Annotated in this window: 26 protein-coding genes; 18 read left to right on the forward strand and 8 right to left on the reverse strand. The window is 28.9% G+C overall.

The features are described from left to right. The first annotated feature begins 19 nt into the window (after positions 1-19). The 5 genes from BLV71_RS06005 (at position 20) to upp (ending at position 5,866) form a co-directional block, all read left to right on the forward strand. Positions 20-793: an alpha/beta fold hydrolase gene (locus tag BLV71_RS06005; protein ID WP_093869674.1), complete on the forward strand. Its 774-nt coding sequence runs from the start codon at positions 20-22 to the stop codon at positions 791-793. Positions 794-862: 69 nt separating this feature from the next. Beyond that, positions 863-1,990, forward strand: coding sequence for a helix-turn-helix domain-containing protein (locus tag BLV71_RS06010; protein ID WP_093869675.1), 1,128 nt, complete (start codon positions 863-865; stop codon positions 1,988-1,990). A 140-nt stretch (positions 1,991-2,130) separates the two neighbouring features. Continuing rightward, entirely contained in the window at positions 2,131-4,506 is a 2,376-nt protein-coding gene (locus tag BLV71_RS06015; RefSeq protein ID WP_093869676.1) for a TonB-dependent receptor domain-containing protein, read from the forward strand. A 74-nt stretch (positions 4,507-4,580) separates the two neighbouring features. Then, positions 4,581-5,129, forward strand: a complete 549-nt coding sequence (locus tag BLV71_RS06020) for a hypothetical protein (protein ID WP_093871973.1) — start codon at positions 4,581-4,583, stop codon at positions 5,127-5,129. Positions 5,130-5,212: 83 nt separating this feature from the next. Further along, on the forward strand, positions 5,213-5,866 hold the full coding sequence (gene upp / locus BLV71_RS06025) for a uracil phosphoribosyltransferase (RefSeq protein WP_093869677.1): 654 nt from the start codon (positions 5,213-5,215) through the stop codon (positions 5,864-5,866). A gap of 2 nt (positions 5,867-5,868) precedes the next feature. On the opposite strand, the gene BLV71_RS06030 is transcribed toward upp, so the two are convergent. Then, complete coding sequence (locus BLV71_RS06030; RefSeq protein ID WP_093869678.1) at positions 5,869-6,774, reverse strand: DUF6427 family protein; 906 nt, start codon at positions 6,772-6,774, stop codon at positions 5,869-5,871. Positions 6,775-6,816: 42 nt separating this feature from the next. Here BLV71_RS06030 and BLV71_RS06035 point away from each other — a divergent pair, with 42 nt between their 5' ends. From BLV71_RS06035 to BLV71_RS06085, 11 genes are all read left to right on the forward strand, one after another. Further along, the gene (locus tag BLV71_RS06035) at positions 6,817-7,035 is read left to right on the forward strand and encodes a DUF6341 family protein (RefSeq protein WP_093869679.1); all 219 of its coding nucleotides are present in this window, start codon (positions 6,817-6,819) and stop codon (positions 7,033-7,035) included. A gap of 12 nt (positions 7,036-7,047) precedes the next feature. Next, positions 7,048-7,719, forward strand: coding sequence for a tRNA (guanosine(46)-N7)-methyltransferase TrmB (gene trmB, locus BLV71_RS06040; protein ID WP_093869680.1), 672 nt, complete (start codon positions 7,048-7,050; stop codon positions 7,717-7,719). Between the two features lie 13 nt (positions 7,720-7,732). Continuing rightward, complete coding sequence (locus BLV71_RS06045) at positions 7,733-8,344, forward strand: LysE family transporter (protein WP_093869681.1); 612 nt, start codon at positions 7,733-7,735, stop codon at positions 8,342-8,344. A gap of 3 nt (positions 8,345-8,347) precedes the next feature. Further along, positions 8,348-8,683: an MGMT family protein gene (locus BLV71_RS06050; protein ID WP_093869682.1), complete on the forward strand. Its 336-nt coding sequence runs from the start codon at positions 8,348-8,350 to the stop codon at positions 8,681-8,683. 156 nt (positions 8,684-8,839) lie between these two features. Further along, positions 8,840-9,970, forward strand: a complete 1,131-nt coding sequence (locus BLV71_RS06055) for an Mrp/NBP35 family ATP-binding protein (RefSeq protein WP_093869683.1) — start codon at positions 8,840-8,842, stop codon at positions 9,968-9,970. Between the two features lie 6 nt (positions 9,971-9,976). Next, complete coding sequence (locus tag BLV71_RS06060; RefSeq protein ID WP_093869684.1) at positions 9,977-10,213, forward strand: NifU family protein; 237 nt, start codon at positions 9,977-9,979, stop codon at positions 10,211-10,213. 131 nt (positions 10,214-10,344) lie between these two features. Beyond that, complete coding sequence (locus tag BLV71_RS06065) at positions 10,345-11,400, forward strand: NAD(P)/FAD-dependent oxidoreductase (RefSeq protein ID WP_093869685.1); 1,056 nt, start codon at positions 10,345-10,347, stop codon at positions 11,398-11,400. A gap of 48 nt (positions 11,401-11,448) precedes the next feature. Continuing rightward, positions 11,449-11,769 carry a hypothetical protein gene (locus tag BLV71_RS06070; protein ID WP_093869686.1) on the forward strand — a complete coding sequence of 107 codons (321 nt, stop codon included), beginning with the start codon at positions 11,449-11,451 and terminating at the stop codon, positions 11,767-11,769. A gap of 73 nt (positions 11,770-11,842) precedes the next feature. Next, entirely contained in the window at positions 11,843-12,742 is a 900-nt protein-coding gene (locus tag BLV71_RS06075; RefSeq protein ID WP_233487119.1) for a sterol desaturase family protein, read from the forward strand. Between the two features lie 11 nt (positions 12,743-12,753). Next, on the forward strand, positions 12,754-13,101 hold the full coding sequence (locus BLV71_RS06080; protein ID WP_093869687.1) for a hypothetical protein: 348 nt from the start codon (positions 12,754-12,756) through the stop codon (positions 13,099-13,101). A gap of 6 nt (positions 13,102-13,107) precedes the next feature. Beyond that, positions 13,108-13,443 (forward strand): 2Fe-2S iron-sulfur cluster-binding family protein, encoded by a 336-nt coding sequence (locus BLV71_RS06085; RefSeq protein WP_093869688.1) that lies wholly within the window; start codon positions 13,108-13,110, stop codon positions 13,441-13,443. A 26-nt stretch (positions 13,444-13,469) separates the two neighbouring features. Here BLV71_RS06085 and BLV71_RS06090 read toward each other — a convergent pair whose 3' ends face one another. The 7 genes from BLV71_RS06090 to BLV71_RS06120 form a co-directional block, all read right to left on the reverse strand. Beyond that, positions 13,470-14,606 (reverse strand): DinB family protein, encoded by a 1,137-nt coding sequence (locus BLV71_RS06090; RefSeq protein ID WP_093869689.1) that lies wholly within the window; start codon positions 14,604-14,606, stop codon positions 13,470-13,472. A 185-nt stretch (positions 14,607-14,791) separates the two neighbouring features. Next, on the reverse strand, positions 14,792-15,337 hold the full coding sequence (locus BLV71_RS06095; protein WP_093869690.1) for a flavodoxin: 546 nt from the start codon (positions 15,335-15,337) through the stop codon (positions 14,792-14,794). Positions 15,338-15,339: 2 nt separating this feature from the next. Further along, positions 15,340-16,005: a class I SAM-dependent methyltransferase gene (locus tag BLV71_RS06100; protein WP_093869691.1), complete on the reverse strand. Its 666-nt coding sequence runs from the start codon at positions 16,003-16,005 to the stop codon at positions 15,340-15,342. 7 nt (positions 16,006-16,012) lie between these two features. After that, positions 16,013-18,079 carry a PepSY-associated TM helix domain-containing protein gene (locus BLV71_RS06105; RefSeq protein WP_093869692.1) on the reverse strand — a complete coding sequence of 689 codons (2,067 nt, stop codon included), beginning with the start codon at positions 18,077-18,079 and terminating at the stop codon, positions 16,013-16,015. Beyond that, the gene (locus BLV71_RS06110) at positions 18,079-18,381 is read right to left on the reverse strand and encodes a hypothetical protein (protein WP_093869693.1); all 303 of its coding nucleotides are present in this window, start codon (positions 18,379-18,381) and stop codon (positions 18,079-18,081) included. Before BLV71_RS06110 ends, BLV71_RS06105 begins: the two co-directional genes overlap by 1 nt. A gap of 2 nt (positions 18,382-18,383) precedes the next feature. Beyond that, positions 18,384-18,713 carry a hypothetical protein gene (locus BLV71_RS06115; protein WP_093869694.1) on the reverse strand — a complete coding sequence of 110 codons (330 nt, stop codon included), beginning with the start codon at positions 18,711-18,713 and terminating at the stop codon, positions 18,384-18,386. 124 nt (positions 18,714-18,837) lie between these two features. After that, positions 18,838-21,246, reverse strand: a complete 2,409-nt coding sequence (locus BLV71_RS06120; protein WP_093869695.1) for a TonB-dependent receptor — start codon at positions 21,244-21,246, stop codon at positions 18,838-18,840. A 290-nt stretch (positions 21,247-21,536) separates the two neighbouring features. On the opposite strand from BLV71_RS06120, the gene BLV71_RS06125 reads away from it, so the two are divergent. Together BLV71_RS06125 and hppD are read left to right on the forward strand one after the other, a co-directional pair. Beyond that, positions 21,537-22,694 carry a homogentisate 1,2-dioxygenase gene (locus BLV71_RS06125; RefSeq protein ID WP_093869696.1) on the forward strand — a complete coding sequence of 386 codons (1,158 nt, stop codon included), beginning with the start codon at positions 21,537-21,539 and terminating at the stop codon, positions 22,692-22,694. A 148-nt stretch (positions 22,695-22,842) separates the two neighbouring features. Then, complete coding sequence (hppD, locus tag BLV71_RS06130; protein ID WP_093869697.1) at positions 22,843-24,006, forward strand: 4-hydroxyphenylpyruvate dioxygenase; 1,164 nt, start codon at positions 22,843-22,845, stop codon at positions 24,004-24,006. Positions 24,007-24,147 lie beyond the last annotated feature (141 nt).

Below are 24,147 nucleotides of genomic sequence, written 5' to 3' on the forward strand. Positions count from 1 at the left end.
TGCCGAAGATAAGTTAAAAATGATTGTAGTATATAAGGGAGTAAATATTTTTTATACAGATAAAGGAAAAGGTAGTACAGTAGTTTTATTACATGGGTTTTTAGAGAATTCAACCATGTGGAATGGAATTACTGAAGAACTTTCTAAAAGAAACCGTGTTGTCTCTGTTGACTTATTAGGGCATGGGAAGTCAGATTGTTTAGGCTATGTACATACTATGGAAGATATGGCAGAGGTGGTAAAAGCAGTCTTGAAACAATTAAAAATCCGTAAAGCTATTTTTATTGGTCACTCAATGGGTGGGTATGTTTCGCTTGCATTTGCTAATAAATATCCTAAAAACGTTAAAGGGGTTTGCTTAATGAATTCTACTGCGCAAGAAGATGATGAAGAACGTAAAGAAATACGAAAAAAAGCAAGTAAAATAGTACAGCAGAATTTTAATATGATGGTTAAAATGGCAATAAACAACTTATTTGCTTCTGCATCAAAAGAACTTTTTTCTAATGAAATAGAAAAAGTGCTAAATGAGGCTCTAAAAACTCCTGTAAGAGGTTATATGGCCTCTAATGAAGGTATGCGATTACGAAAAAATAGTGAAGAAGTTTTAGAACAAATACAAAAAAGAATAATTATTGCAGGTAAAGAAGATCCTGTTTTAAATTACGAATCTATAAAAAGAGAAGCGATAAGAACTAATACAGATTTGAAGGTACTAGCTAATGGGCATATGAGTCATATTGAGAATAAGAAAGAATTGCTTGAAACTTTATTAGAATTTATAAGAAGTTGATTTTATAAAAAAGAATAAGAGCTATATTTGAATTGAATGTTTTTAAAATATAGAAAAGTAAATTGAATCATGGATAATTCATCAATTATAAGTGTTTTAGGTGTTATTATAGTATTACTTTTTCTGTTTTTTTCTGTTTTCTTATTTACAGTTAAAACCGAAAAAAAAACAAGTAATTATCTTTTGGCTGCTTTTTTAGTAGTTACAGCAATTGATATCAGTGCGTTTTTTTATTCAAACTTTATAGAGCTGCCATTAGCAATAGAAATGTTACGAATAAAGATTTCGAGTTTTAAAGACCCATTACTTTTTCTATATATTTTATCAATTATTTATTCAAATTTCAAGTTAAAAAAAATACATTTAATTTATGCTGTTCCTTGGTTATTAGGTATAATAGTTTTAATGCCAAACTTTTTTTTAGCAGATAATGCTACTAAGCTAGATTTTTTTAATAGTTATGATGAAAAACCGGAAGGAAAATTTTTAAATGTTTTTGGATATTTAGTTTCTCTAGCTTATCTGTTTTCTGAAATATATTATGTGATTAGATATCGAAAATTATTATTAGAAAATTATACAGATAAAAATGCTTTTAAAAATTACAATTGGCTTAAGCAATTATTAGTTTTATTAACCATTGGACAAATTATCACAGTTATTAAAAACGTTTCTAGGGGATTTTATTCTTCAGAAACTACCGATGTACTTAGAATAGTGACCCTACTTTTTGGAGTGTTTTTTATATTCTGGTTAGTGTTTAAGGCGTTAAATTCGCCTAAATTATTTAGAGGAGTTGATGTAAACTTAAATACATCAAAAGAAATGAAAGGTAATGTAGGTGGAGAAGCTAAAAATAATCAACAAATTAAGCTATTGAAAGATTATATGAATGAAGAAAAACCTTATTTAAATCCTTCACTAACTATTAGAAATCTTGCCGAGCAATTAAAAATACCTATGCGAGAATTATCGGTATTAATAAACCAAGATTTAAAACAACACTTTTTCGATTTTGTAAATGAATATCGTATAGAAAAAGCAAAACATATTTTAAAAGATACTTCGAAAAGCAAACAAACTGTGCTTGAAATTTTATATGAAGTTGGTTTTAATTCAAAATCATCTTTTAATACCGCATTTAAAAAACATACAGGATTAACACCAACTCAATACAGGAAATCTTCTGTAAATTAAAGGTTTAACGTAAAGTCGAACGTTTTTAAAAAATAGTCGAACTGATTTTTTTAGTGTAAATCAGTTCGACTTTGTGTTTTCGGTCGTATAGGTTTATACACTTGTGCACTTTTGTCTCATCGAAATAAAAACAAAATAAAATGAGACGCTTAATTTTAACTTTTTTAGTATTTGTATCAATAAGTACATTTTCTCAAACAATTGTAGGTACTGTAAAAGATACTACAGAAAATATTGCATTTGCTGATGTTATTATAAAAAATAGTACAAATAAAATAATAGTTGGAGCTACAACTGATAATAATGGAAAGTTTAGTGTTAAAGTAAAAGAAGGAACTTATACAATTCTGATTTCTTTTTTAGGCTATAAAAGTTGGAGTAAGGAATTGATTGTTTCTAAAAATTTAAACTTAGGAAAAATTACCTTAAATGAAGACGCTGAAACATTAGATGAGGTTGTTGTAAAAACAAAAAAAAGAGTAATTCAAAGAAAAGTAGATAGGTTAGTTTTTAATGTAGAAAAAAGTATTGTAGCCTCTACAGGAAATGGGGTTGACATTTTAAAAGTTTCGCCAAGAGTACAGGTTCAAAATGGAGCTATAGAAATTATAGGAAAAGGTGCTTCTAGAATAATGATAAATGGACGAATTTCACCTTTGAGAGGAGAAGAGTTAATTGATTTTTTAAGTGGGTTAGGAGCTAATGAGATAAAGAGTATTGAAGTTATTACTAATCCGCCAGCAAAGTATGAAGCGGCAGGAAATGGAGGCTTAATTAATATTATCTTAAAAAAAGGAGTACAAAACTCTTGGAAAAACACTACTAGTTTAACGTATAATCAGAATAAGTATAATTATGCCAGTCTTAGAAATAGCTTCTTTTTAAATAAAAATAAGATTTCATTGACGGCTAGTATAAATGTTACCAAAGGAAGTTTTCTAAATTTTGAAAATTTGCAAATTGCATATCCATCAAATTTCTGGAACATGGAAGTTGATAATAAGTCAAAAAAGGATAATGTTTCTGGGCGTTTTTTAGTTGATTATGAAGTGTCAAAAACATTTACTTTGGGAGTACAGTATTTAGGTAGTTTTGGCCAGCCTGATTACTTACCAACTACCACATCGAGTATTTATAATTCAAATAATCAATTAGAAAAGAGATTGGTAAATAAAGGTGATTTTGATATTAATAATACAAATAACAGTTTTAATTTTCATGGAATAAAAAAGTTTGAGAACTCTAAGAAAAATATATCTTTTGATGTTGATTATTTTGAATATGTCTCTGATAAAAAACGTGATTTTATTACAGAAACTTTTGATGGGAATAATTCATTTATAGGGATAAATTCAGCAGGATTAAATTTATCAACTCAAGAAATTAAAAATGTTAGTTCAAAAATAGATGTAGAATACCCTTTAAACAAAGTGAACTTGTCATTCGGAGTAAAAGCTAGTTTTGTTAGTTCTACTAGTAATGCTTTGTTTTTTAATACTATTACTGGAGTTCTTGTGTTAGATAAAAATATTTCTAATGAATTTAAATATAATGAGAATAACTATGCAGGTTACATATCAGGAAACACTAAATTAAATGATAAGTTAGAGTTACAATTTGGTTTAAGAATAGAAAATACAATAACGGAAGGAATGAACTTGACAATTAATCAGATAAATAATAATAACTACACTAAATTATTTCCTACTCTTTACATTTCATATTCAAAGGATGACTTTAATAACTTTAATTTTTCTTATGGTAAAAGAATAAGTAGACCTTCTTTTGGTAATTTGAATCCATTTAGAGTATATGTTAGTGATAATAGTTATAGCGAAGGGAATCCTTTTTTAAAACCTTCTTTTACAGATAGTTTTGAGTTAACACATTCATATAAGAGAAATTTAATTTCTAGTGTTTTTTTTAATAGCACAAATGAAGGAAGAGGTACTGTTTTTACTTCAAATGAAGTTAACCAAACTCAAATAGTAACAAGGCAGAATTATTATAATCAATATAATTATGGTTTCACAGAAAGTTTTTCATATAATAAAATATCTTGGTGGGAAAGTCAAAATGATATAACTTTTATAGGATATAAAACTACTTTTACTAAAGAAGTCGGTTCACAACCTAAAAATGGATTTGGAGTACGTGTTTCATCAAATAATACATTTTTACTATCCGAAAACACAAAATTACAAGTTAACTCTTGGTATAATTCAAAAGTTAGCACTGGTTTATATAGTGTTGGCAGTATGTATAACTTGTCTTTTGGTTTACAACATAACTTTAAGAAGAGTAATATAAAAATGTCAATTTTTGCAAATGATATTTTAAATACTGCTAGTTTAAACAATTATGAATCTATTGTAAATGGGATAAAACAAACATATTTTAATAATCCAAGTTCAAGGAGTATTCAACTGGGATTATCGTATGATTTTGGAAATAGAAAAGTAAAAGAAAATAAGAGAGATTTTGGTAATGAAGATGAGAAAAATAGAACTCAATAAATATGTTTTTTAATTTTTTATGGTATAGTTATTGTTTAATCACAGGCTGTTTAAAACTACAAATTACTACTATTATGAAAAACAAATTATTATTTTTAATTGCTATTGTGTTAAGTGTCTCATCTTTTGCTCAAGAGAAAGAAGTTTCTGTAGAAAAGTCAATATTTGGCGTTCAAGCAGGTTTATTTGGAATTTGGGGCTACAATGAAGCGAGACTATCAAATACTATAAGTTTAAGAACAGAGTTAGGATTAAATATGGGCATTTGGGGAGGAACTTCTTATCCAAAAACAGGTTATATTTTATTTCCTACAATTTCTGTAGAACCTAGATATTATTATAATTTAAATAGAAGAACAAAACTTAATAAAAAAACAGCAAATAATAACGGTAACTATTTTAGTTTAAAAACAAGTTATAACCCTAATTTATTTACAATTTCAAATTACAATAGTTATGTACATAATCATATTACAGTGATTCCAAAATGGGGATTAAGGAGAAGTTTTGCTAAAAATTTTGAATATGAATTTTCTGTTGGAGTAGGATATGTTTATGATTTTGATTTCAATGAAGGAGGAACTGGAGTAGACTTAGGCTTTAGAGTAGGGTATAGATTTTAAAAGAAAATACGATATGTTTTAAAAGCTTTACTAGTTAATAGTAAAGCTTTCTTTTTTGTACTTTAGCGTTAAATCTGTTTTTTATGAAAATACACCACATATCTCAAGAAAATTCTATTTTAAACAAGTTCTTATCAGAAATAAGAGATGTTTCAGTTCAAAAAGATGCAATGCGTTTTAGAAGAAATATTGAAAGAATAGGAGAAATATTAGGATATGAGTTAAGTAAAAAATTAGACTTTTCTTCAACAACAACAACAACACCGCTTGGTGAAAAGAAAAAAGAGATTCCGGTAAATGATGTGGTATTGTGTTCAATTTTAAGAGCAGGATTACCTCTTCATAACGGCTTGTTAAATTATTTTGATGATGCAGAAAATGCTTTTATTTCTGCTTATAGGCATCATCCAAATAATGATGAAGCATTTGAAATTGTGGTAGAGTATTTTGCTTCGCCATCTATAAACGATAAAACATTATTGTTAATTGATCCAATGCTGGCAACTGGTAAATCTTTAGTAGCAGTTCATGAAGCTATTAAAAAATATGGAAGTCCTAAAAAAATACATATTGTATCAGTTATTGGGTCATCTGATGGAGTTGATTATATAAAAAAGTATTTTCCTGATAATACAGATTTATGGATAGCAGCTATTGATGAAAATTTAAATGAAAAAGGCTACATAGTACCTGGTTTAGGTGATGCTGGCGATTTAGCATTTGGAGTTAAAATGTAAAGTTATAGAAAAAACACAGTAATTGAAGCAATTACAAATACTATAATGAAAACATCAGCAAACCATTTTTTTTGAAATATTTCTAGTCCATTAGCTAAAATAACTGATGTAGGAAATAATAAAAATAAAAATTCAATACCTGATTTGTTTGGTATTAAAACAAATACAGCTCCAGAAACAATAAGATGAAATAAAACTAAGATCCAATTTTTTCTAAAACGATTAAGAATAGCCAAAGCTTTTGGAGTTTTTAATAATATGGCGAATAATGTAAAAAAACCAATAAAAACAATAGGAAATAAATAATCGTTTTCTAAATATAAGCTAAAGTCAGAAGGAGCCTTCCAAGAAAAAAGTAGAAAAAAGTTTTCTAAAGCATTATACCAAAAACAATAGGTGAAATATAAAATAACAGGAGAGATAAATCCTAAAACAGGAATTAATAATGTTTGATAAGTAAAGCGTTGATGTAAGTATGTTGATGCATAAAGTAATAAAGCAAAAAAGATTGTAAATGGCTCAATTATAAAAGAAATACCTAACCATAGCCCTCCGTCAAAAAGTTTATGAAAAATGTTTTTAGAAGATTGTAAGCTGTATACTTTTCTAAGAAAAAGTAAAATGGTTAAGTTGGCATAAAAAACAGAACCTACTGCAATATTTTTGATGAAAAAACCTATTAAAATAGTATAAAAAAGAAAGGCATAAGAATTATCGTATGTTACTTCATTTTTAGTGATTATAAAAATGTAAATAGAAAAAAGCACGATAAATAAAAAAAGTTCTTTACCAATAGAAAAAAGCGTAATATTTTTCGAAAATAAGGTTACAAAATAGTAACTCAAAAACAGTAGAAAAAGCACTATAAAATTTACAGGCTTAGATTTGCTGAAAAAATTGGCTAACATCGATTCTTTTTATATTTTTGCAAACGTAAAGATAATCAAGTTATGTTAGGTTTAAATATTTTTAGATTAATAGGAGATTTTTTTGAATTCATATTAACACCATTTAAGTGGTTACGCTTAGAAGTGGCAAAATCAGATGCTGGTTGGTGGACTTCTAACCTTATAAACTGGGTGTTTTTGTTAGTTCTTATAGTTTTATTAGCGTATTGGATGAAAGAATCTTTACGTTTCAAAAATGAAGGAATAGAAGACAAAGCTTAATTTCTACATACATTGGGAAGTAAAAACAAATTAAAACGTTTCAAAGAAAATGATACGTTTCCTAACGTTATTCAACCTACAAGAGAAGAAGTAATAGACAACTTTCAGCACAAAGGGAAGTGGAAAAGCTTTTTTGAGAATGAAAATCCTATCGTTTTAGAATTAGGATGTGGTAAGGGTGAATACACAATAGCACTAGCTGAAAAAAATCCAGATAAAAATTTTATTGGAATTGATATTAAAGGAGCTCGATTTTGGAGAGGTGCAAAAACTGCTATTGAAAACAACATGAAAAATGTTGCTTTTATTAGAACACAAATAGAATTAATTAATTTTATTTTTGCAGAAAATGAAGTTGATGAAATATGGATAACTTTTCCAGACCCACAAATAAAATATAAACGAACAAAACATCGTTTAACAAATTCTGAATTTTTAAAGAAGTATAACCATATATTAAAGCCTGAAGGAACTATTAATTTAAAAACTGATAGTGAATTTATGCATGGTTATACATTAGGTTTATTGCATGGTGAAGGGCATGAAATATTGCATGCTAATCATGATGTATATAAAGATTATTACTCGCCAGAGGAAGTAACGGGTACTCAAACTTTTTACGAAAAACAATATTTGGAGAAAGGAAAACCAATAACATACGTCAAATTTAGGGTGAAATATTAAAAACACCTAAAAAATGATTTTGTCTAACTTGGTTCTTGGTTTTGTAACATCTTACATTGGTTACATGTCTCCGAGCATGTTAAATATTACAGCAAGCAAGATAAGGTTAGAGAAAAGTAAAAATGAAGCTCATAAGTTTATTTTAGGAGTTTTATTAATTGTAGTTCTTCAATTATTTGTTTCAATTTCATTAATGTCTTTTTTGAATAAATACCCTGAACTAATTGCTTATCTTAAAAAGATTGCTGCAATAGTTTTTTTTATACTTTCAATAGTTTTTATTAAAAAAGGACTTACCAAAAAAACATCAGAAAATAGAGTATATATTGAAAATAGCTTTTCTTTAGGAATGGTACTGTCTTTAATAAATATGTTTGCCATTCCTTTTTTTATTGTAGAGTACAAATTTTTTTTAATGTATGGTTGGCTAATGAAAACGACAAGTTCAACTATTTTTTTTGGATTAGGCTCTGTATTAGGAGTGTTTTTGGTACTATCAAGTTATGTTTTTTTGGTTAATAAGTTTGAAAACAATTTGTTAAGGGTAACAAAATATTTTAATGTTTTTATTGGAATTGTAATGAGCTTAGTTGCTTTGTACTCTTTTTTAATATCGTATTTTTAAAGCATGAGCAAATCAGATAATTTTTTTGAAAGAGTGTATGATGTAGCACGTTTAATTCCTTATGGTAAAGTAACAAGTTATGGTGCAATTGCTACCTACTTAGGAGCGGCCAAATCTGCAAGAATGGTTGGGTGGGCTATGAATAACTCAAGTAATCAAAAAGAAGAAGTTCCAGCACATAGAGTAGTGAATAGAAAAGGACTTCTTACTGGAAAACATCATTTTGATGGAACAAATTTAATGCAGCAATTGTTAGAAAGCGAAGGGATTGAAGTTGTTGATAACCAAATTCAAAATTTTAAAAATGTGTTTTGGAATCCTTTAGAAGAATTGAGTTAAAATAAGATGATAAGCTATATAAATACTACTTATTGCCTTATAAATATTCCTAATTTAAAGGCTTTATTTTCTAAGGGCTAAAACGTATCTTTGTAGCTGAGATAAAATAGATATAAACAACCTGTTTAAAGCTAGTTGTATAAAGTTAATGACAAAATGAGTTTTAAAAAACAAGATATATACAAAGCGTTAGAAACAATAACTGCTCCAGGAGAAGGTAAAAGTTTAGTAGAAAACGAAAATGTAACGAATGTTGTAACTTTTGGTGAAGAGGTAATAGTAGATGTTACAATCAATAATCCATCTTTACAAGCAAAGAAGAAAATTGAAGTTGAAATCATGAAAGCAATTCATGAGCATGTAGATCAAAAGATAGACGTTAAGGTAAACGTTAAAGTTGAGGTAGCGCCTAAAGAAAACCCAAATCAAATAAGAGGAAAAGAAATTCCAAACATCCAAAATATAATAGCTATAGCTTCTGGTAAAGGAGGTGTAGGGAAGTCTACAATAACTTCTAACATGGCAGTTTCATTAGCAAAAATGGGATTTAAAGTTGGTGTTTTAGATGCCGATGTGTATGGGCCTTCACAACATTTAATGTTTGATGTAGCTCAAGAAAAACCATTAGCTGTAAATGTTAAAGGGCGTTCAAAAATGAAGCCAGTTGAGAATTATGGAGTAAAGTTATTGTCTTTAGGTTTTTTTACAGACCCTAATCAAGCAGTTATTTGGAGAGGCCCAATGGCTTCAAAAGCATTAAATCAATTAATCTTTGATGCAGATTGGGGAGAGCTAGATTTCTTATTAATTGATTTACCTCCAGGAACAGGAGACGTACATTTATCAATAGTTCAAGCTGTGCCAATTAATGGAGCAGTTGTAGTTAGTACTCCACAAAACATTGCTTTAGCTGATGCTAAAAAAGGAGTAGCAATGTTTAAACAAGAAAGCATCAATGTACCAGTATTAGGAATTGTTGAAAACATGGCGTATTTTACACCAGCGGAATTACCTGATAATAAATATTATATTTTTGGTCAAGGAGGAGCTAAAAATTTAGCAGAAGATATAGATACAAGCTTTTTAGGAGAGATACCTTTAGTGCAAAGTATTCGTGAAGCAGGTGATGTGGGTCATCCCGTAGCGTTACAAGAAAATACACCATTAGCAGAAGCGTTTACAAACGCTACAAAAGAAATGGTTTCACAATTATTAAAAAGAAATGCAAATTTACCACCAACAGAAGTTGTTAGAATAACAACAATGAGTGGTTGTAGTACAAAATAAGTAGTTATGGCAGCAACAGAAACAAGAAATAACGTAGAGAAAGCTTTAGAAGAAATTCGTCCTTTTTTAGTAAGTGATGGAGGAAATATTAAGTTGTTATCTATTGAAGAAAATACAGTTAAAGTTCAATTAGAAGGTGCTTGTAGTGGATGTTCAGTAAATCAAATGACCTTGAAAAATGGAGTTGAAGCTACTATTAAAAAATATGCACCAGAAATTAAAGAGGTGATTAATGTAGCATAGGCTGATATAAATCAGTTTTTAATTTAAGTTTACACTGTAAATTTGAACATTTAATTATTTAAAAAATATTCCTGTCTTTATATTTTAAGACAGGAATCTCAGTATAAAAAAAGAATATTTTTGTAAAAGAAATGATACAAACAGACATATTAATTATAGGTGCAGGACCAACAGGATTATTTACGGTTTTTGAAGCAGGGCTACTAAAACTTAGATGTCACTTAATTGATGCTTTAGCACAACCAGGTGGTCAATGCTCAGAGATATATCCTAAAAAGCCAATTTATGATATTCCAGCTTACCCAGAAATATTAGCAGGTGATCTAACAGATAAATTAATGGAGCAAATTAAACAATTTGAGCCAGGGTTTACTTTAGGAGAAAGAGCAGATACTATTGAAAAACAAGATGATGGAAGCTTTATTGTTACTACAAATAAAGGAACTAAACATCAAGCACCAATAGTTGCTATTGCAGGTGGGTTAGGAAGTTTTGAACCACGTAAACCACCTATTCCAAATATAGTTGATTTTGAAGATAAGGGAGTTGAATACATTATTAAGGAGCCTGAGTTGTATCGTGATAAAAACGTAGTAATTGCTGGAGGTGGCGATTCTGCTTTAGATTGGTCAATATTCTTAACTGATATAGCTAAATCTGTAACTTTAATTCATAGAAGAAATGAATTCCGTGGAGCATTAGATTCTGTTGACAAAGTACAAGAGTTAAAAGATGCTGGAAAGTTAATGTTAATAACACCAGCTGAAGTAAAAGGAATCGTTGGTACTGATACGGTAGAAGGTGTTATAGTTGAACAAAAAGATAAAGAAGCATTTACTTTACCTACGGATCATTTCATTCCATTGTTTGGTTTATCTCCAAAATTAGGTCCTATTGCTGATTGGGGGTTAGAAATTGAAAAAAATGCCATAAAAGTAAACAATGCATTAGATTATCAAACTAATATTCCTGGTATATACGCAATTGGTGATGTTAATACATATCCTGGTAAATTAAAGTTAATTTTATGCGGGTTTCATGAAGCAACATTGATGTGTCAAAGCGCTTATAAAAGAATTTTCCCAGATAAAAAATATGTAATGAAATATACTACTGTAGGTGGTGTTGATGGTTTTGATGGAACCAGAAAAGAGGCTCCTAAAGCTGTAGTTAAAAAAATTGAGTAACTCAATTAGAGTTTAAGTTTTACTTTAGATAATAATTAAATTAAAAATATGATTGCTTTAAATTTCTTAATAATTAATCCTTTTGAAAACTTGATTACAAGTTTTGATGTTTTTGTTATAAGTTCTTTATTTATTTTAATTTCTTATCTTAAATATATAGAAAAACCTATAAAAAGAAAGGAAAAGGCTACCGTTTTTGAATTAGATATTCCAATCTATAAATCTAAAGACATTCTTTTACAAGGAAAGAATAATTACTTTACAAAAGATAAAAATTCTATTTGGGTTGATTTATTTGTAATTGCTTTTGTTTTTATAGTTATTATTACTCCTTTGCATGAGTTATTAGGTATTGAATACTTTTTATAAATAACTTGTTTAAACAACACATTAAAAAAGTATCTTAAGAAAGAAAGTTGAATTTATATTAAGAAAAAAATAATTGACATTAACTGATTACATAGAACAATTAGCAAGCGATAAGCTTTTATATTTTGCATTACCAGTATTTTTTATTTCAATGTTGGTTGAATATCAATTTGCAAAAGAAAAATATCATGGTAAAGACACTGGCGTTTCGTTATTAATGATGGTTTTTTCTGCAATAATTGAATTTATTCCTAAGATTCTTGCTTTCGTAGCTTTTTTCTATTTACATGAAATAAGTCCTTTGAAAGATATCGTTCAACGTCAATGGTGGGCATGGGTTATTTTATTATTTGCAGATGATTTTGCGTATTATTGGTTTCATCGTTTAAATCACGAAGTTCGTTTATTTTGGGCTGGCCATGTACCGCATCATTCATCAATCCATATGAATTTGGGAACAGCATTGCGTCAAGGAGTTGGTGAACGTGTTCATAAGTTTTTCTTTTGGTTATGGATACCTCTTTTAGGTTTTGATCCATTAATGATGTTTATTATGATGGGAGTAAGTTTAATTTATCAGTTTTTTGTACATACAGAGTTAGTAAATAAGTTGCCTAAACCAATTGAGTTTATTTTTAATACGCCATCACATCATAGAGTTCATCATGCCTCAAATATTCGTTATTTGGATTGTAATCATGCAGGAATTTTAATTATTTGGGATCGAATTTTTGGCACATTTTCTAAAGAATTAACCAATATTGATAAACCTGTATATGGATTAACAGTAAATATTGAAACATTCAACCCTATTAAAGTAGCAACTCATGAATATGGAGCAATTTGGAAGGATGTTAAGAGAGCTAGTAAGTTGAAAGATAAGCTAAATTATATTTTTAACTCACCAGGTTGGAGCCATGACGGAGAAGATAAAAGAGCAAAGACTTTGAGAAAAAAGAAAGTGAATTGTTAAAAAAGTAAACTATGAATTTAAATGCTGATTTATTAGGAGTAATTAATTGTTTGGGATTAAGTTATAAAACGGGTTTGTCAGGTTATGATTTATTTGCTTTTTTCTTAGGGTCATGCGTTGTTGTTAGTTTATTGATTTGGTATTATGGTAAAATATCAAGCTGCCAAACAATCAAGTTAAATGTAAGTGCTTTAATTTACGATTCAAAAGATATTCTTTTACAAGAAAGAACTATAGAAAGCAATTATTTAATAGGAGAGAGTACTTCAATTTGGGTTAAAGCAATCATATATGTTTTAATAATATTAGTTGCTACAACTCCTTTATTTAAGCTTTTTGGATTACAATTATATATATAATTAATAATGGATACTCAGGATATAAAAATAAAAATTACTGATAGGGAAGGGGTTACTCATGAGGTTATTGCACCTACTGATATGGCTATGAATTTAATGGAAGTTGTTCGTTCTTATGAATTAGCTCCTGAAGGTACAATAGGTATTTGTGGAGGTATGGCAATGTGTGCATCATGTCAGTGTTATGTGAAATCTGATCATGAATTACCTGAAATGACTGATGATGAAGATGCAATGTTAGCTGAAGCTTTTGATGTAGAAGATAACAGTCGTTTAGGGTGTCAAATACAAATGACTCCTGAAATGGATGGTTTAGAAGTTGAATTAGCTCCTGAGAGCTAATTCAACTGTGTTATTGTTGGTTAAATTTAATTTTTAACTTGTTCTTTGATCTTTACTTCTTTTTTGATTGGAGGTAATCTTTTTCTCAAAAATAAAATTTGACCTAAATGACTAGATTGGTGTTCCATAATGTGAAACCAAGACCATTGATTAGATAATGTTTTTCCAGGGTTTACTTCTTTAAACCATTTATCATCTCTTTTTCGTAATTCTTCAATAGTTTTTTTTCTAACTGCATCAAATATTTCCAAGTAATAACTTATTGGTTTGCCCTTAAGTATTTCTCTACCTTTTTCATCTAAATCCATTCCAGCTTTCCATAATTCAGGTTCTTTTTCTTCAAAAACAGATTTGCCAAACGTGTATTTCTGATAATAAACTTCGGCTGCAGCTAAATGCATTACCAATGCACCAATACGATTTGCTTTAGGATCGTGTAAGTGATCAACATGTTCAAGAGGTAGGTTTTTTACTATTCGATGAACTCTAGCTTTTAAATCTTCTAGCATAGAAATCATATTGTCAATTTGAGGATTTTCAGCATCCTTTTTACCTATTTTACCATACTCGTATTCAGGAACTTTAATACCTGAACCAATGATTAATAATGATCTTTTACCAGAAACTGCATCTGAACTAGATGATAATTTAAATTCTTTTATTCGTCTAATTTTTTTCTTATTAGTAGATTCTCTCCAGCTTTTTATTTCTTGATTAGCTACTTTTTTTTCGAAATCACTATTTAGAATGCTAACTTTTTTAAATTCTCCATTTTCATCTTCTATGAACAATCTTATATTGTCAAAATAAAACTTACCATTATTAATACATAATCCCCCAAAATTTAAACTTTTAGAGTTTTTGTTCAAAGTACCCTCAATGGTGTATTCTTTCCAATTGTTATCTTTTACACCTCTATCTTGCATGTTATCAAAAAAACCTCGTTCAGAGTTTTTTGTATCTACTCTTGCCCATAAGCCTGCCCAAGCAATTTTGTCAGCAGGTTCAACTTTAATACTTCCAATTAACTTGAATTTTATTTCAGAATCAGATGTTATATCAATAGATTGTGTAAAAGAAGTCCAGCTTCTAGATATTTCTTTTTTAGATTGAGAAAAAATAGAGATACTGAATAAAAAGAAAATAAAAAATAACTTTTTCATGGTTTTAAATAATTATGTTAAGTAAATTAAAAATTTAGGCGAAAATATAATTTTTAAAGAAAACCTTAATAGAAAAGTTAAAATATAAATAAACTATTGATTTAATTGTTTGCCTGTTGGTTTTTATGAAATATCTGTTGAAGTGATAATAGATAAAACTAAAAGTAGTTAGCTTAGAAGTTGAATTAGCCCCCGAGAGCTAATTCAACAGTAACATTATTATATTCTTCTTGTAAAATGGCTAACCAGTTATTAATACGATTTTGAGTTAGTTCTGGCTCATTGTCTTCATCTATAGCTAAGCCATAAAATAAATCTTCCCCTATAATTTCGGCCTTTGATTCGGTAAAGTCATAGCCTTTTGTAGACCATTTTCCTATTATTCCTCCACCATTTGCAATAACAACTTTGGCTAGCATACCAACACCATCTATAAAATACTCTCCATAACCATATTGATCACCCAAACCAAAAATGGCAACTGTTTTGTTTGAAAAATCAATAGTTTTAAATTCATCAAAATAACTTTCCCAGTCGCTTTGTAAATCCCCATCATACCATGTTGAAAGCCCCAAAATTAAAAAATCAAATCTTTCAAAATCTGACAAGCTTGCATTTGAAACTTCTATAACTTCAACATCACTAACATTCCATTCATCTACAATGTTATGAGTAATTTCTTCTGTCATACCAGTGTCTGATCCGTAAATTATTCCTATTTTATTATTCATGTTCATTGTTTTAATATGGTTAATGTATATTCTCTATTTACATAATCACCAGTTTTACTTTTTATGTTTTCTGTTTTATGTATTGTGTTAGTTATCTTAAAGGGAGTGTTTTTCAACAATAATCTTATATCTTCAGTTGTATATAGTTTAAATTTTGAATTTACAAAAGGAAGTGTTTTCATAAATTCTTTTTTAGCATAAGTTAAAATGCAAACACCTTCTTTTTTTAAAACTCTTGAAATCTCTTGTAAAAAAGCTATTGGTTTTTTCCAGAAATAAATTGTATTTACTGTAAAAACTTTATCTATTGAATTGTTTTCAAAAGGAAGTTTTTCCCCGTTATATAGTTGAAAAGATGCATTTATAGCGCTATCCATATTATTTGAATTAAGTATAGCTTCTTGATTCATTGTTTTAGAAATTTCTAAACCTATATAATGAATATTCAATGCTTTGTTTAGAAGGTATTTCAGATGGCCACAGTTACCGTGGCCAATTTCTAAAACAATATCATTGTTAGCAATATTTAGAAGTTCAATAGAAGTTTTGGTCATGCTAATGTTATTAACATTCATAGAGTTTGCAATTTCTATACCTTTTGAACCATTAGGGCAACTCAATTGGTTTTCTATTTCTTTTAAATCTTCTTTTCTGAGCTTCTTTTCCATTGTATTTTTAGTTAATAGTTTCTTTTCTCCATTCGTTTATGTTCTTAATCAAAAACACATTTGCTATGACTAATAATAATAAAATTAAAATCTCAGATATATTTGAGGCTTCATATATAACAGCAGTAATAATGTGATAAACATTAAATAAGCCTAAAATAATAGCCCAGACAAATGATGTTAAGATATACCACTTTTTAGAAACTTCAATAGTTAATAACCCAAATGTAAGTGCTAGTCCTTCCATTAAAATACGCCATTGGTGGGCCCAGAATGGTGTTTCTCCTGTTGATCCTTCAATAAAGACAGACTCGTTAAAAAATACTGTTGCTAAACCGTATATATGATGAAAAATAAATCCGATAGCGATGAATATCCATAAAAGTGAAATTTTTGTTTTCATTGGTATTTGTGTATTAGTGTTAATAGTAGTTTTATTTTGAGGAGTTGTATTGTTTTTTAAAGCTTCTTCCTCTTTTAAAGCTTTTAAGTTTTTATAATCTATAGGTGCTTTAGAAAAGGCACTTTTAGTTTTAATAGTTGGTTTTATTTTAAAGTAAAACAGCAATGAAAAGAGTGCAATGAAAGTCCATAATAAATCAATACATAAAATTTCAAATTGATGATTGATGTATGTTTTCCAAACCCAATTCCCAGTTATAACACCGTTACTAATTGGGATTAAAAATCCAAGAATAGTACCAAGCAATAAAGATGTTTTGTTGGTGTAGTAATTGTCTCTTTTAAATCTGTAAAAAGCAATAAATATTAGCCAAGTAATAAAGTAAAAATAGTAGATACTAGTTTGTTTGTCAGTATAATATCCGTTGGTGAGTTTTACAAATAAAAAAGCTAACGCAGTAACGGGTAACATAGATAAACAAATGGAAAGGTAAATATGTCCAACTTTTGCAGTATATAAACGTTGACGTATAGTCATACTTTTTTTGTTACGAGCCTCAATCCATATTAAAACGCCAGTAATAATGACAAAGCAAGTGATTAATGAAAGAATGAAATAGATGATTTTGATAAATGACCCTCCATAATCACCAAAATGTAAACGTGTTAATACACGTTGAGTATCTTCATTATAATTTAAATTATTTGGATTTTTCTCTATTTCTATTTTATCAGTATAAGGGTCAAAAATTAACCTTCCTATTCCAACAAAACGATTACTCTCCTTTAATTCACCAATAATGGTATATTTCATATTTACACCACCATAATTTTTTATAAACGCTTGCGTAAGGTGAAAATCTTCCCAATGATCAGCTGTTTTTTGAACAAAAGAATTAAAACTAGGTATCTCTTCATTTGATGTTGAAACCCATTCATAGTTTTTACGTTCAGGACGTAAGTCTTCTAATAACTTATCTTGATTACCATTGTATAAAAAATTAGCAGGAAGTAATACTAAAATGCTTAACCCAAAATAGGTTCCAGTAACAGCGAAAATAAATTGAAAGGGTAAACCTATAACTCCAAGTGCTGTATGAGCATCAGTCCAAACCTTTTTTAAAATTGCTTTAGGATTAAAAGAATAAAATTTAGGAATAATTTTTTTCCAATGTACAATGACACCAGTTACAATAGCAAATAAAAAAAATAAGGAAACAAAACCGGCTAAATAAATACCTATAACAGGAAACTGTTGAAAAAAGTGAAGACGATATAGAAATTCTCCAAGGCTATATTGTTCAATATAAGATTTGGTTTCTTTTGATTTAATATCTACATAAAAATAATTAGGAACCTTTCCTTTAGTAGAAGCTAATGTGTCTTTACTTGCAGTCATATTAACAAAAATATGATCGCTTTTTTCTCCAAAATTAATGTGTAAATCTCTTCCTGTTAATTCGTGATTTTTATCTAACGAAGATAAAATATCATCGTAATTTATATTTTTTCGTTCAGTATGACTAATCGATTTTCCTTCTTCCCAGAGTTGAATCTCTTCTTTAAATAAAGCAAAAGCACCTGCAAAGAATATTATATATAAAGCAACACTAATTACAATTCCACTAATAGTGTGCGTGTTAAAAAAAACATTGTAGTTTCGATTGCTCATTATAAAAAGGGATTGTTTTGGTTACCAAAATAATATGCTATGTATAATAGCAAGGAAATGATTAAGTATAAAGCCCAAGCTTTCCATCCATTTTTAAATAGAAACGGAATAATTAAGCAAGCGCACCATACTATAAACGTACTAAAGATTGAAGTAACCATTATTTCTTTTGAATATGGTAACCATAGTGCTAAAACCATATGCAATAATGCACTGATTATATAACCACCTAAAACTCCTGCTGATACTTTAGCGAATTGTTGTGAAGGTGATTTTGTTAAATATTTAGTGTTTGCAGGCATGTTTATGATGTTAAAAACTCTATAGTTAAACTTATTATAAAAAGAAGAATGAGAAATTTATAATTTGCTTCCTTAATAGGGTTAAAAAGTATGAGTATGCTTAGAGTTAATAATAAAAGAGTTAAGTTTATTAATATACCAGTAGTTATTCCATATGTTACTGCAGAAGTAGTAAAAGAAAGTAGGACTACTATAAGGCCAATAATTTTAACTTTTAAGGCATTGTTTTTTATCAACTTCTCTAATAAATTATTATGCAAAATTGCTTCCTTAGAAGTGTTTAATAACATAAAAACACTCATAAAATTTAATAATAGTATAACTGTATTCATCTTTAAGTTATTTATGTAATTATTTAAAAAGGCATAACTCAAAGTTCAAAAACAATGAGTTATGCTCGCATTTAATAAATGACAATTCAAATTATAATAGACACAATTTATGTGAAAATTATTATTAAAATTTATATGTTAAAGTTCCTAAAAATGCTCTAGGTGCTTGCGGAGTTACCGTACTCCAACCTTTATAATATTCTTTGTCAGTTAAATTGTTTGCTTTTACACTTATTCTAAATTTATCATGCTCATAGTAAAGAGAAGCATTAAAAATGGTGTATGCTGGAAGAATAAAATCACCAGCTATAGGGTAACCAACCATAGTGTTATAATCACTAGCACCATTAACACCGAAACCTAAACCAAAGTTTTTAGCAATTCCTTCTAAGAATTTATAATCAGCCCAAAAGTTGTATGATGTTTCTGGACCAGCTTCAGCTAAACGTTTTCCAATTAAATCTGGCCTAGAAACTGATTTTGTTACTTTAGCATCATTATAGCTAAATCCACCACGAAGGTTTAAGCCCTCTATAGGATTAGCATTTAGTTCTAACTCAAAACCTTTACTATTAACAGTTCCGTCTTGTTGCTTGCTAGCACCGAATCCCATTATTTTATCTTTTACAGTAATATCATAGTAGCTAAGAGAAGCTTCTAATTTATTATTGAATAAGTTTGTTTTTACACCAAACTCTAATTGGTTAGCTTGTTCTAAATCGTATGATTGTAATTTTGTTCCAGCAGCAGGGTTAGCTACATCAATAGGTACTATTTCTGGGTTTACGTATGAGAAGCCGTTTTGATAATTAGCAAATACTGATAATTGATTCAGTATAGGTTGGTAAACAATTCCAAACTTAGGTGAAAAAGTAGATTTTGAATATGCTTTTTGATCATCAGTAGCATCGTTTGCATCACCATCATATTTGAATCTATCATAACGAACTCCCGCCATAACAGATAATTCTGGTAAAATATTTACTACGTCTGAAATATATCCACTAAGAACATCTTGATTAATATCAGTATTTGATCTTGGAACATTTGCTAAAACAGCACTAAGGCTAGCTTGATTTGTAGGCAAATTTGCGAAACCAAAAGCTGCTGGTACTGGAATTAATTGACCTTGTGGTGTTGTAACATTAATTCCTCTGAAACCAGAACTATTATCCATAATTTGAGATTTTAAATAATCAACACCAATTACAACTCTGTTTCTAATAGTTCCTAATTTAAAATCACCAGTAAAGTTTTGTTGTAATGCTAATGTATTAGTTTCTGCATCTGTTTGTTGAGCATATAAACCGAATAAATTTGCGCGAAGATTATATAAATAAGTGTAATGTCCTTTGGATTTAGCATTACCACCAGCAATAATTGTTTGTGATGACCAATTATCAGAAACTTTATAAGCAATCTCTCCTCTGAAATTTTGAGTTGGGTTTTTAATAGAAATATCATTACTAGTTAATGATTTGTTTCTGTCGTAATTTAGTTCACCTAAATTTTTAAAAGTTAACGCAGCTCCTCTATTTAAAAATAAAAAAGCTTGGTTAGTTTGATCAGTAGATGAAAGCTCATAGTTAAAGTTTAATGTTAACCTATTATTTACTTTATAAGAAATGGCAGGAGCTAAAAATAAAGATTTTCTAAATCCAGCATCTTGAAAACTATCTTCAGTTTGATATCCAGCATTAAATCGTAATGAAATATCCTCGTTATCTTCAAGGTTCGTGTTAAAATCAACTGTTAACTTTTTAAACCCAAAAGAACCTCCACCAACAGTAATGTTTCCTCCAGTTCCTTTGTAGGGTTTTTTAGTTACAATATTAATTAAACCACCATAAGAAGTCACAGTACTTCCAAACAAAGTAGCAGATGGTCCTTTAACAACTTCAATTCTTTCAACATTATCAGGATTAATAAATCCATTTGTTATTCCTGGTACTCCATTTACTAGTTGAGGTTGAATTGAAAAACCACGAATTGCATAATAACCTGCACCATCACCACTTCTACCAGTTGATGACCATAATTTTTCTACACCCGTACTGTTTTTTAGCGCCTCTTCAAAACTAATAACTGATTGAGAAATTAATAATTGATTGGTAACAGTACTGTAAACTTGAGCGTTTTCAATATTTTTTAAAGGTAATTTTGCTACATAAGCTGATTTTTTTCTCGAAAATTTATTTTTTCTATTTGTGTCTACAATTACTTCATTAAGTAATTCATTTCCTTCATAAATTGTAATTGTTAATTTTTTTGAATTTCCATCGGTTACTAAAGTCTTAGTTTTAAATCCGATATAAGAAATGACAAGTGTTTTTTCACCTCTATTGTTAGTGTTTAATTTAAAATTACCATCAATGTCTGTTTGAGTTCCATTTTTAGTTCCTTTAATTATTACGTTAACACCTATTAAAGGTTCGTTATTGTTGTCTATTACTGTTCCGCTGATAGATCCCCCTTGCGCTACAGAATGAGCCATTACTAAAAATAGCATAATGGCAGTTATTACTCCTTTCATTGTATTTATTTAGATTTAATAAAATTTAATTCAGCAAAAATATTTCATTAAAATGTAACAACAAAACTTATTTAGATTAAATTTAAATAAAAAAAACTAATGTTTTGAAATTTCGATATTTAATAGATAGAATATTCTGTATATTTGTAAGAAGAATTATAAATTATGATGGCTTGTAGTCCTTTTGAAGACTTGCTTATACTTCTAAAGTTTCTCATAAAGAGAAATCCCGAATAATAAAGTTTAAAGACAATAAAAATTTAAGTATTAATCTTTAAACTAAAATAAATATGCCTTTTTATCATAAATTAGGAAAAATTCCACCAAAGCGTCATACTCAATTTCGTAAGGAAGATGGAAGTTTGTATTACGAACAATTATTTGGAACTATTGGTTTTGACGGAATGTCTACTAATAGTTATCATGAACATAGACCAACAATGGTCAAAGAGATTCGTAAACAGTATTCAGTTGCGCCAAAAATAGCAAAAGCTAATAATATACAATCTTATCGTTTCAGAGGATTTCAAGTTCCTCCTGAAAATGATTATTTAGAAAGTAGAAAAGTTGTATTAACAAATTCAGATTGTAATATAATTTTATCAGCTCCGAAAGAGTCTACTAAAGATTACTTTTATAAAAATACAGACGCTGATGAAGTAATTTTTATTCATAAAGGTACAGGGAAACTCCGTACAATGTTAGGGAACATAGAGTTCAAATACGGAGATTACCTAGTGATTCCTAGAGGAATTATTTATAAACTAGATTTTGATGATGAAAATAATAGATTATTCATTGTAGAATCATATTCACCTGTATATACACCAAAACGTTACAGAAACTGGTTTGGTCAATTACTAGAGCATTCACCTTTTTGTGAAAGAGACTTAAGAAGGCCGGAAGAACTAGAAACATATAATGAGTTAGGTGATTTTTTAATTAAAGTGAAAAAACAAGGAGAAATTATAGAAATGGTATATGCATCTCATCCTTTTGATGTAGTAGGTTATGATGGTTATAATTTTCCATATGCGTTCTCTATACATGACTTTGAACCAATTACTGGTAGAATTCATCAACCACCACCAGTTCATCAAACTTTTGAAACTAATGCATTTGTAATTTGTAGTTTTGTGCCACGTTTATATGATTATCATCCAAAAGCAATTCCTGCACCGTATAATCATAGTAATATAGATTCAGATGAAGTTTTATATTATGTAGATGGTGATTTTATGAGTAGGAATGATATTGATCAAGGTCATATTTCTTTGCATCCAGCGGGAATTCCTCATGGTCCACACCCAGGAGCAGCTGAAAGAAGTATTGGTCATACTGAAACTGAAGAATTAGCTGTAATGGTTGATACATTTAAACCATTACAAGTTACTGAAGAGGCAATGAAAATTGCAGATGAAGATTATTACAAATCTTGGTTAGAATAATTAGTTCAGTGTTAGTGGTTGAATATAAGGTAAATAAAACTATTTCTTTTTAACATAGGTTATAGTTTAATAAATAAAAAATTAAAGACTTTTAATTCCCAGTTAAGAGTTTCTTTCTGTCAAAGAAAGGTTAGGATGGGGTTTTATTATGAGTAAAAAAGAAGTAAAATCAGTAAACTACGGTTTAGAAAAAATATTTGAAGGAGCACAAGATTTCCTTCCATTGTTAGGAACAGATTATGTAGAGTTTTATGTTGGTAATGCAAAACAAGCAGCACACTTTTATAAAACGGCATTCGGTTTTCAATCATTAGCCTACAAAGGTTTAGAAACAGGTTCTACTGATTCAGTAAGCTATGTATTAGTTCAAGATAAAATACGTTTAGTTTTAACAACTCCTTTAAACAGTAAATCACCTATTAATGATCATATTGTGAAGCATGGTGATGGTGTAAAAATAGTAGCTCTTTGGGTAGATGATGCAAGAAGCGCATATGAAGAAACAACCAAGCGTGGGGCGAAGTCTTATATGGAGCCAACTGTTGAAACAGATGAGCATGGTGAAGTTGTTAGAGCTGGAATTTATACTTATGGAGAAACGGTTCATATGTTTGTTGAGCGTAAAAATTATAAAGGTACGTTTATGCCAGGATTCAAAAAGTGGGAATCTGACTATAACCCAACGCCAGTAGGATTAAAATATATTGATCATATGGTTGGAAATGTAGGGTGGAACCAAATGGATGTTTGGGTTAAATGGTATGAAGAAGTAATGGGGTTTGAAAACTTTTTGTCTTTTGATGACAAACAAATTCATACTGAATACTCAGCTTTAATGAGTAAAGTGATGTCTAATGGAAACGGACGTATTAAGTTTCCTATTAATGAACCAGCTAAAGCAGCGAAAAGATCTCAAATTGAAGAATATTTAGACTTCTATGAAGGAGCAGGAGTGCAACATATTGCAGTAGCTACTGATGATATAATCTCTACTGTAAGTCAATTAAAAGCAAGAGGAGTTGAGTTTTTACCACCACCACCACAAGCATATTATGATGATATTCCTAATAGATTAGGAGAGCATAGAGATATGATGAAAGAAGATATTGGTGAGTTACAAAAGCTATCAATAATGATTGATGCTGATGAAGAAGGATATTTATTACAAATTTTTACAAAACCAGTTGAAGATAGACCTACGTTGTTTTTTGAAATAATTCAAAGAATGGGAGCAAGAGGTTTTGGAGCAGGTAATTTTAAAGCGTTGTTTGAATCTATAGAAAGAGAACAAGCAAAAAGAGGAACGCTCTAAACCTAAATCTTAAGATTAACAGAACCAAGAAAAAGATAAAACTCTAAATTCTTGGTTCTCTTTTTTATAAAAAAATGAATCAGATTTTTAAAAATATTAAATCACCTTTCTCATAAAATTTATTTTAATCAGAATATAAAA

The sequence above is a fragment of the Tenacibaculum sp. MAR_2010_89 genome (genome assembly GCF_900105985.1).
GTDB lineage: Bacteria > Bacteroidota > Bacteroidia > Flavobacteriales > Flavobacteriaceae > Polaribacter > Polaribacter halocynthiae.

What these genes read in the sequence shown, in the direction of transcription:
- BLV71_RS06100 (WP_093869691.1), bottom strand. Translation starts at nt 16,005, where the DNA reads ATGGAAAAGAAGCTCAGAAAAGAAGATTTAAAAGAAATAGAAAACCAA.
- BLV71_RS06050 (WP_093869682.1), top strand. Translation starts at nt 8,348, where the DNA reads ATGAGCAAATCAGATAATTTTTTTGAAAGAGTGTATGATGTAGCACGT.
- BLV71_RS06110 (WP_093869693.1), bottom strand. Translation starts at nt 18,381, where the DNA reads ATGCCTGCAAACACTAAATATTTAACAAAATCACCTTCACAACAATTC.
- BLV71_RS06020 (WP_093871973.1), top strand. Translation starts at nt 4,581, where the DNA reads ATGAAAAACAAATTATTATTTTTAATTGCTATTGTGTTAAGTGTCTCA.
- BLV71_RS06125 (WP_093869696.1), top strand. Translation starts at nt 21,537, where the DNA reads ATGCCTTTTTATCATAAATTAGGAAAAATTCCACCAAAGCGTCATACT.
- BLV71_RS06065 (WP_093869685.1), top strand. Translation starts at nt 10,345, where the DNA reads ATGATACAAACAGACATATTAATTATAGGTGCAGGACCAACAGGATTA.
- BLV71_RS06055 (WP_093869683.1), top strand. Translation starts at nt 8,840, where the DNA reads ATGAGTTTTAAAAAACAAGATATATACAAAGCGTTAGAAACAATAACT.
- BLV71_RS06015 (WP_093869676.1), top strand. Translation starts at nt 2,131, where the DNA reads ATGAGACGCTTAATTTTAACTTTTTTAGTATTTGTATCAATAAGTACA.
- BLV71_RS06105 (WP_093869692.1), bottom strand. Translation starts at nt 18,079, where the DNA reads ATGAGCAATCGAAACTACAATGTTTTTTTTAACACGCACACTATTAGT.
- BLV71_RS06035 (WP_093869679.1), top strand. Translation starts at nt 6,817, where the DNA reads ATGTTAGGTTTAAATATTTTTAGATTAATAGGAGATTTTTTTGAATTC.
- BLV71_RS06010 (WP_093869675.1), top strand. Translation starts at nt 863, where the DNA reads ATGGATAATTCATCAATTATAAGTGTTTTAGGTGTTATTATAGTATTA.
- BLV71_RS06095 (WP_093869690.1), bottom strand. Translation starts at nt 15,337, where the DNA reads ATGAATAATAAAATAGGAATAATTTACGGATCAGACACTGGTATGACA.
- BLV71_RS06045 (WP_093869681.1), top strand. Translation starts at nt 7,733, where the DNA reads ATGATTTTGTCTAACTTGGTTCTTGGTTTTGTAACATCTTACATTGGT.
- upp (WP_093869677.1), top strand. Translation starts at nt 5,213, where the DNA reads ATGAAAATACACCACATATCTCAAGAAAATTCTATTTTAAACAAGTTC.
- BLV71_RS06070 (WP_093869686.1), top strand. Translation starts at nt 11,449, where the DNA reads ATGATTGCTTTAAATTTCTTAATAATTAATCCTTTTGAAAACTTGATT.
- BLV71_RS06030 (WP_093869678.1), bottom strand. Translation starts at nt 6,774, where the DNA reads ATGTTAGCCAATTTTTTCAGCAAATCTAAGCCTGTAAATTTTATAGTG.
- BLV71_RS06005 (WP_093869674.1), top strand. Translation starts at nt 20, where the DNA reads ATGATTGTAGTATATAAGGGAGTAAATATTTTTTATACAGATAAAGGA.
- BLV71_RS06115 (WP_093869694.1), bottom strand. Translation starts at nt 18,713, where the DNA reads ATGAATACAGTTATACTATTATTAAATTTTATGAGTGTTTTTATGTTA.
- hppD (WP_093869697.1), top strand. Translation starts at nt 22,843, where the DNA reads ATGAGTAAAAAAGAAGTAAAATCAGTAAACTACGGTTTAGAAAAAATA.
- BLV71_RS06120 (WP_093869695.1), bottom strand. Translation starts at nt 21,246, where the DNA reads ATGAAAGGAGTAATAACTGCCATTATGCTATTTTTAGTAATGGCTCAT.
- BLV71_RS06060 (WP_093869684.1), top strand. Translation starts at nt 9,977, where the DNA reads ATGGCAGCAACAGAAACAAGAAATAACGTAGAGAAAGCTTTAGAAGAA.
- BLV71_RS06090 (WP_093869689.1), bottom strand. Translation starts at nt 14,606, where the DNA reads ATGAAAAAGTTATTTTTTATTTTCTTTTTATTCAGTATCTCTATTTTT.
- BLV71_RS06080 (WP_093869687.1), top strand. Translation starts at nt 12,754, where the DNA reads ATGAATTTAAATGCTGATTTATTAGGAGTAATTAATTGTTTGGGATTA.
- BLV71_RS06085 (WP_093869688.1), top strand. Translation starts at nt 13,108, where the DNA reads ATGGATACTCAGGATATAAAAATAAAAATTACTGATAGGGAAGGGGTT.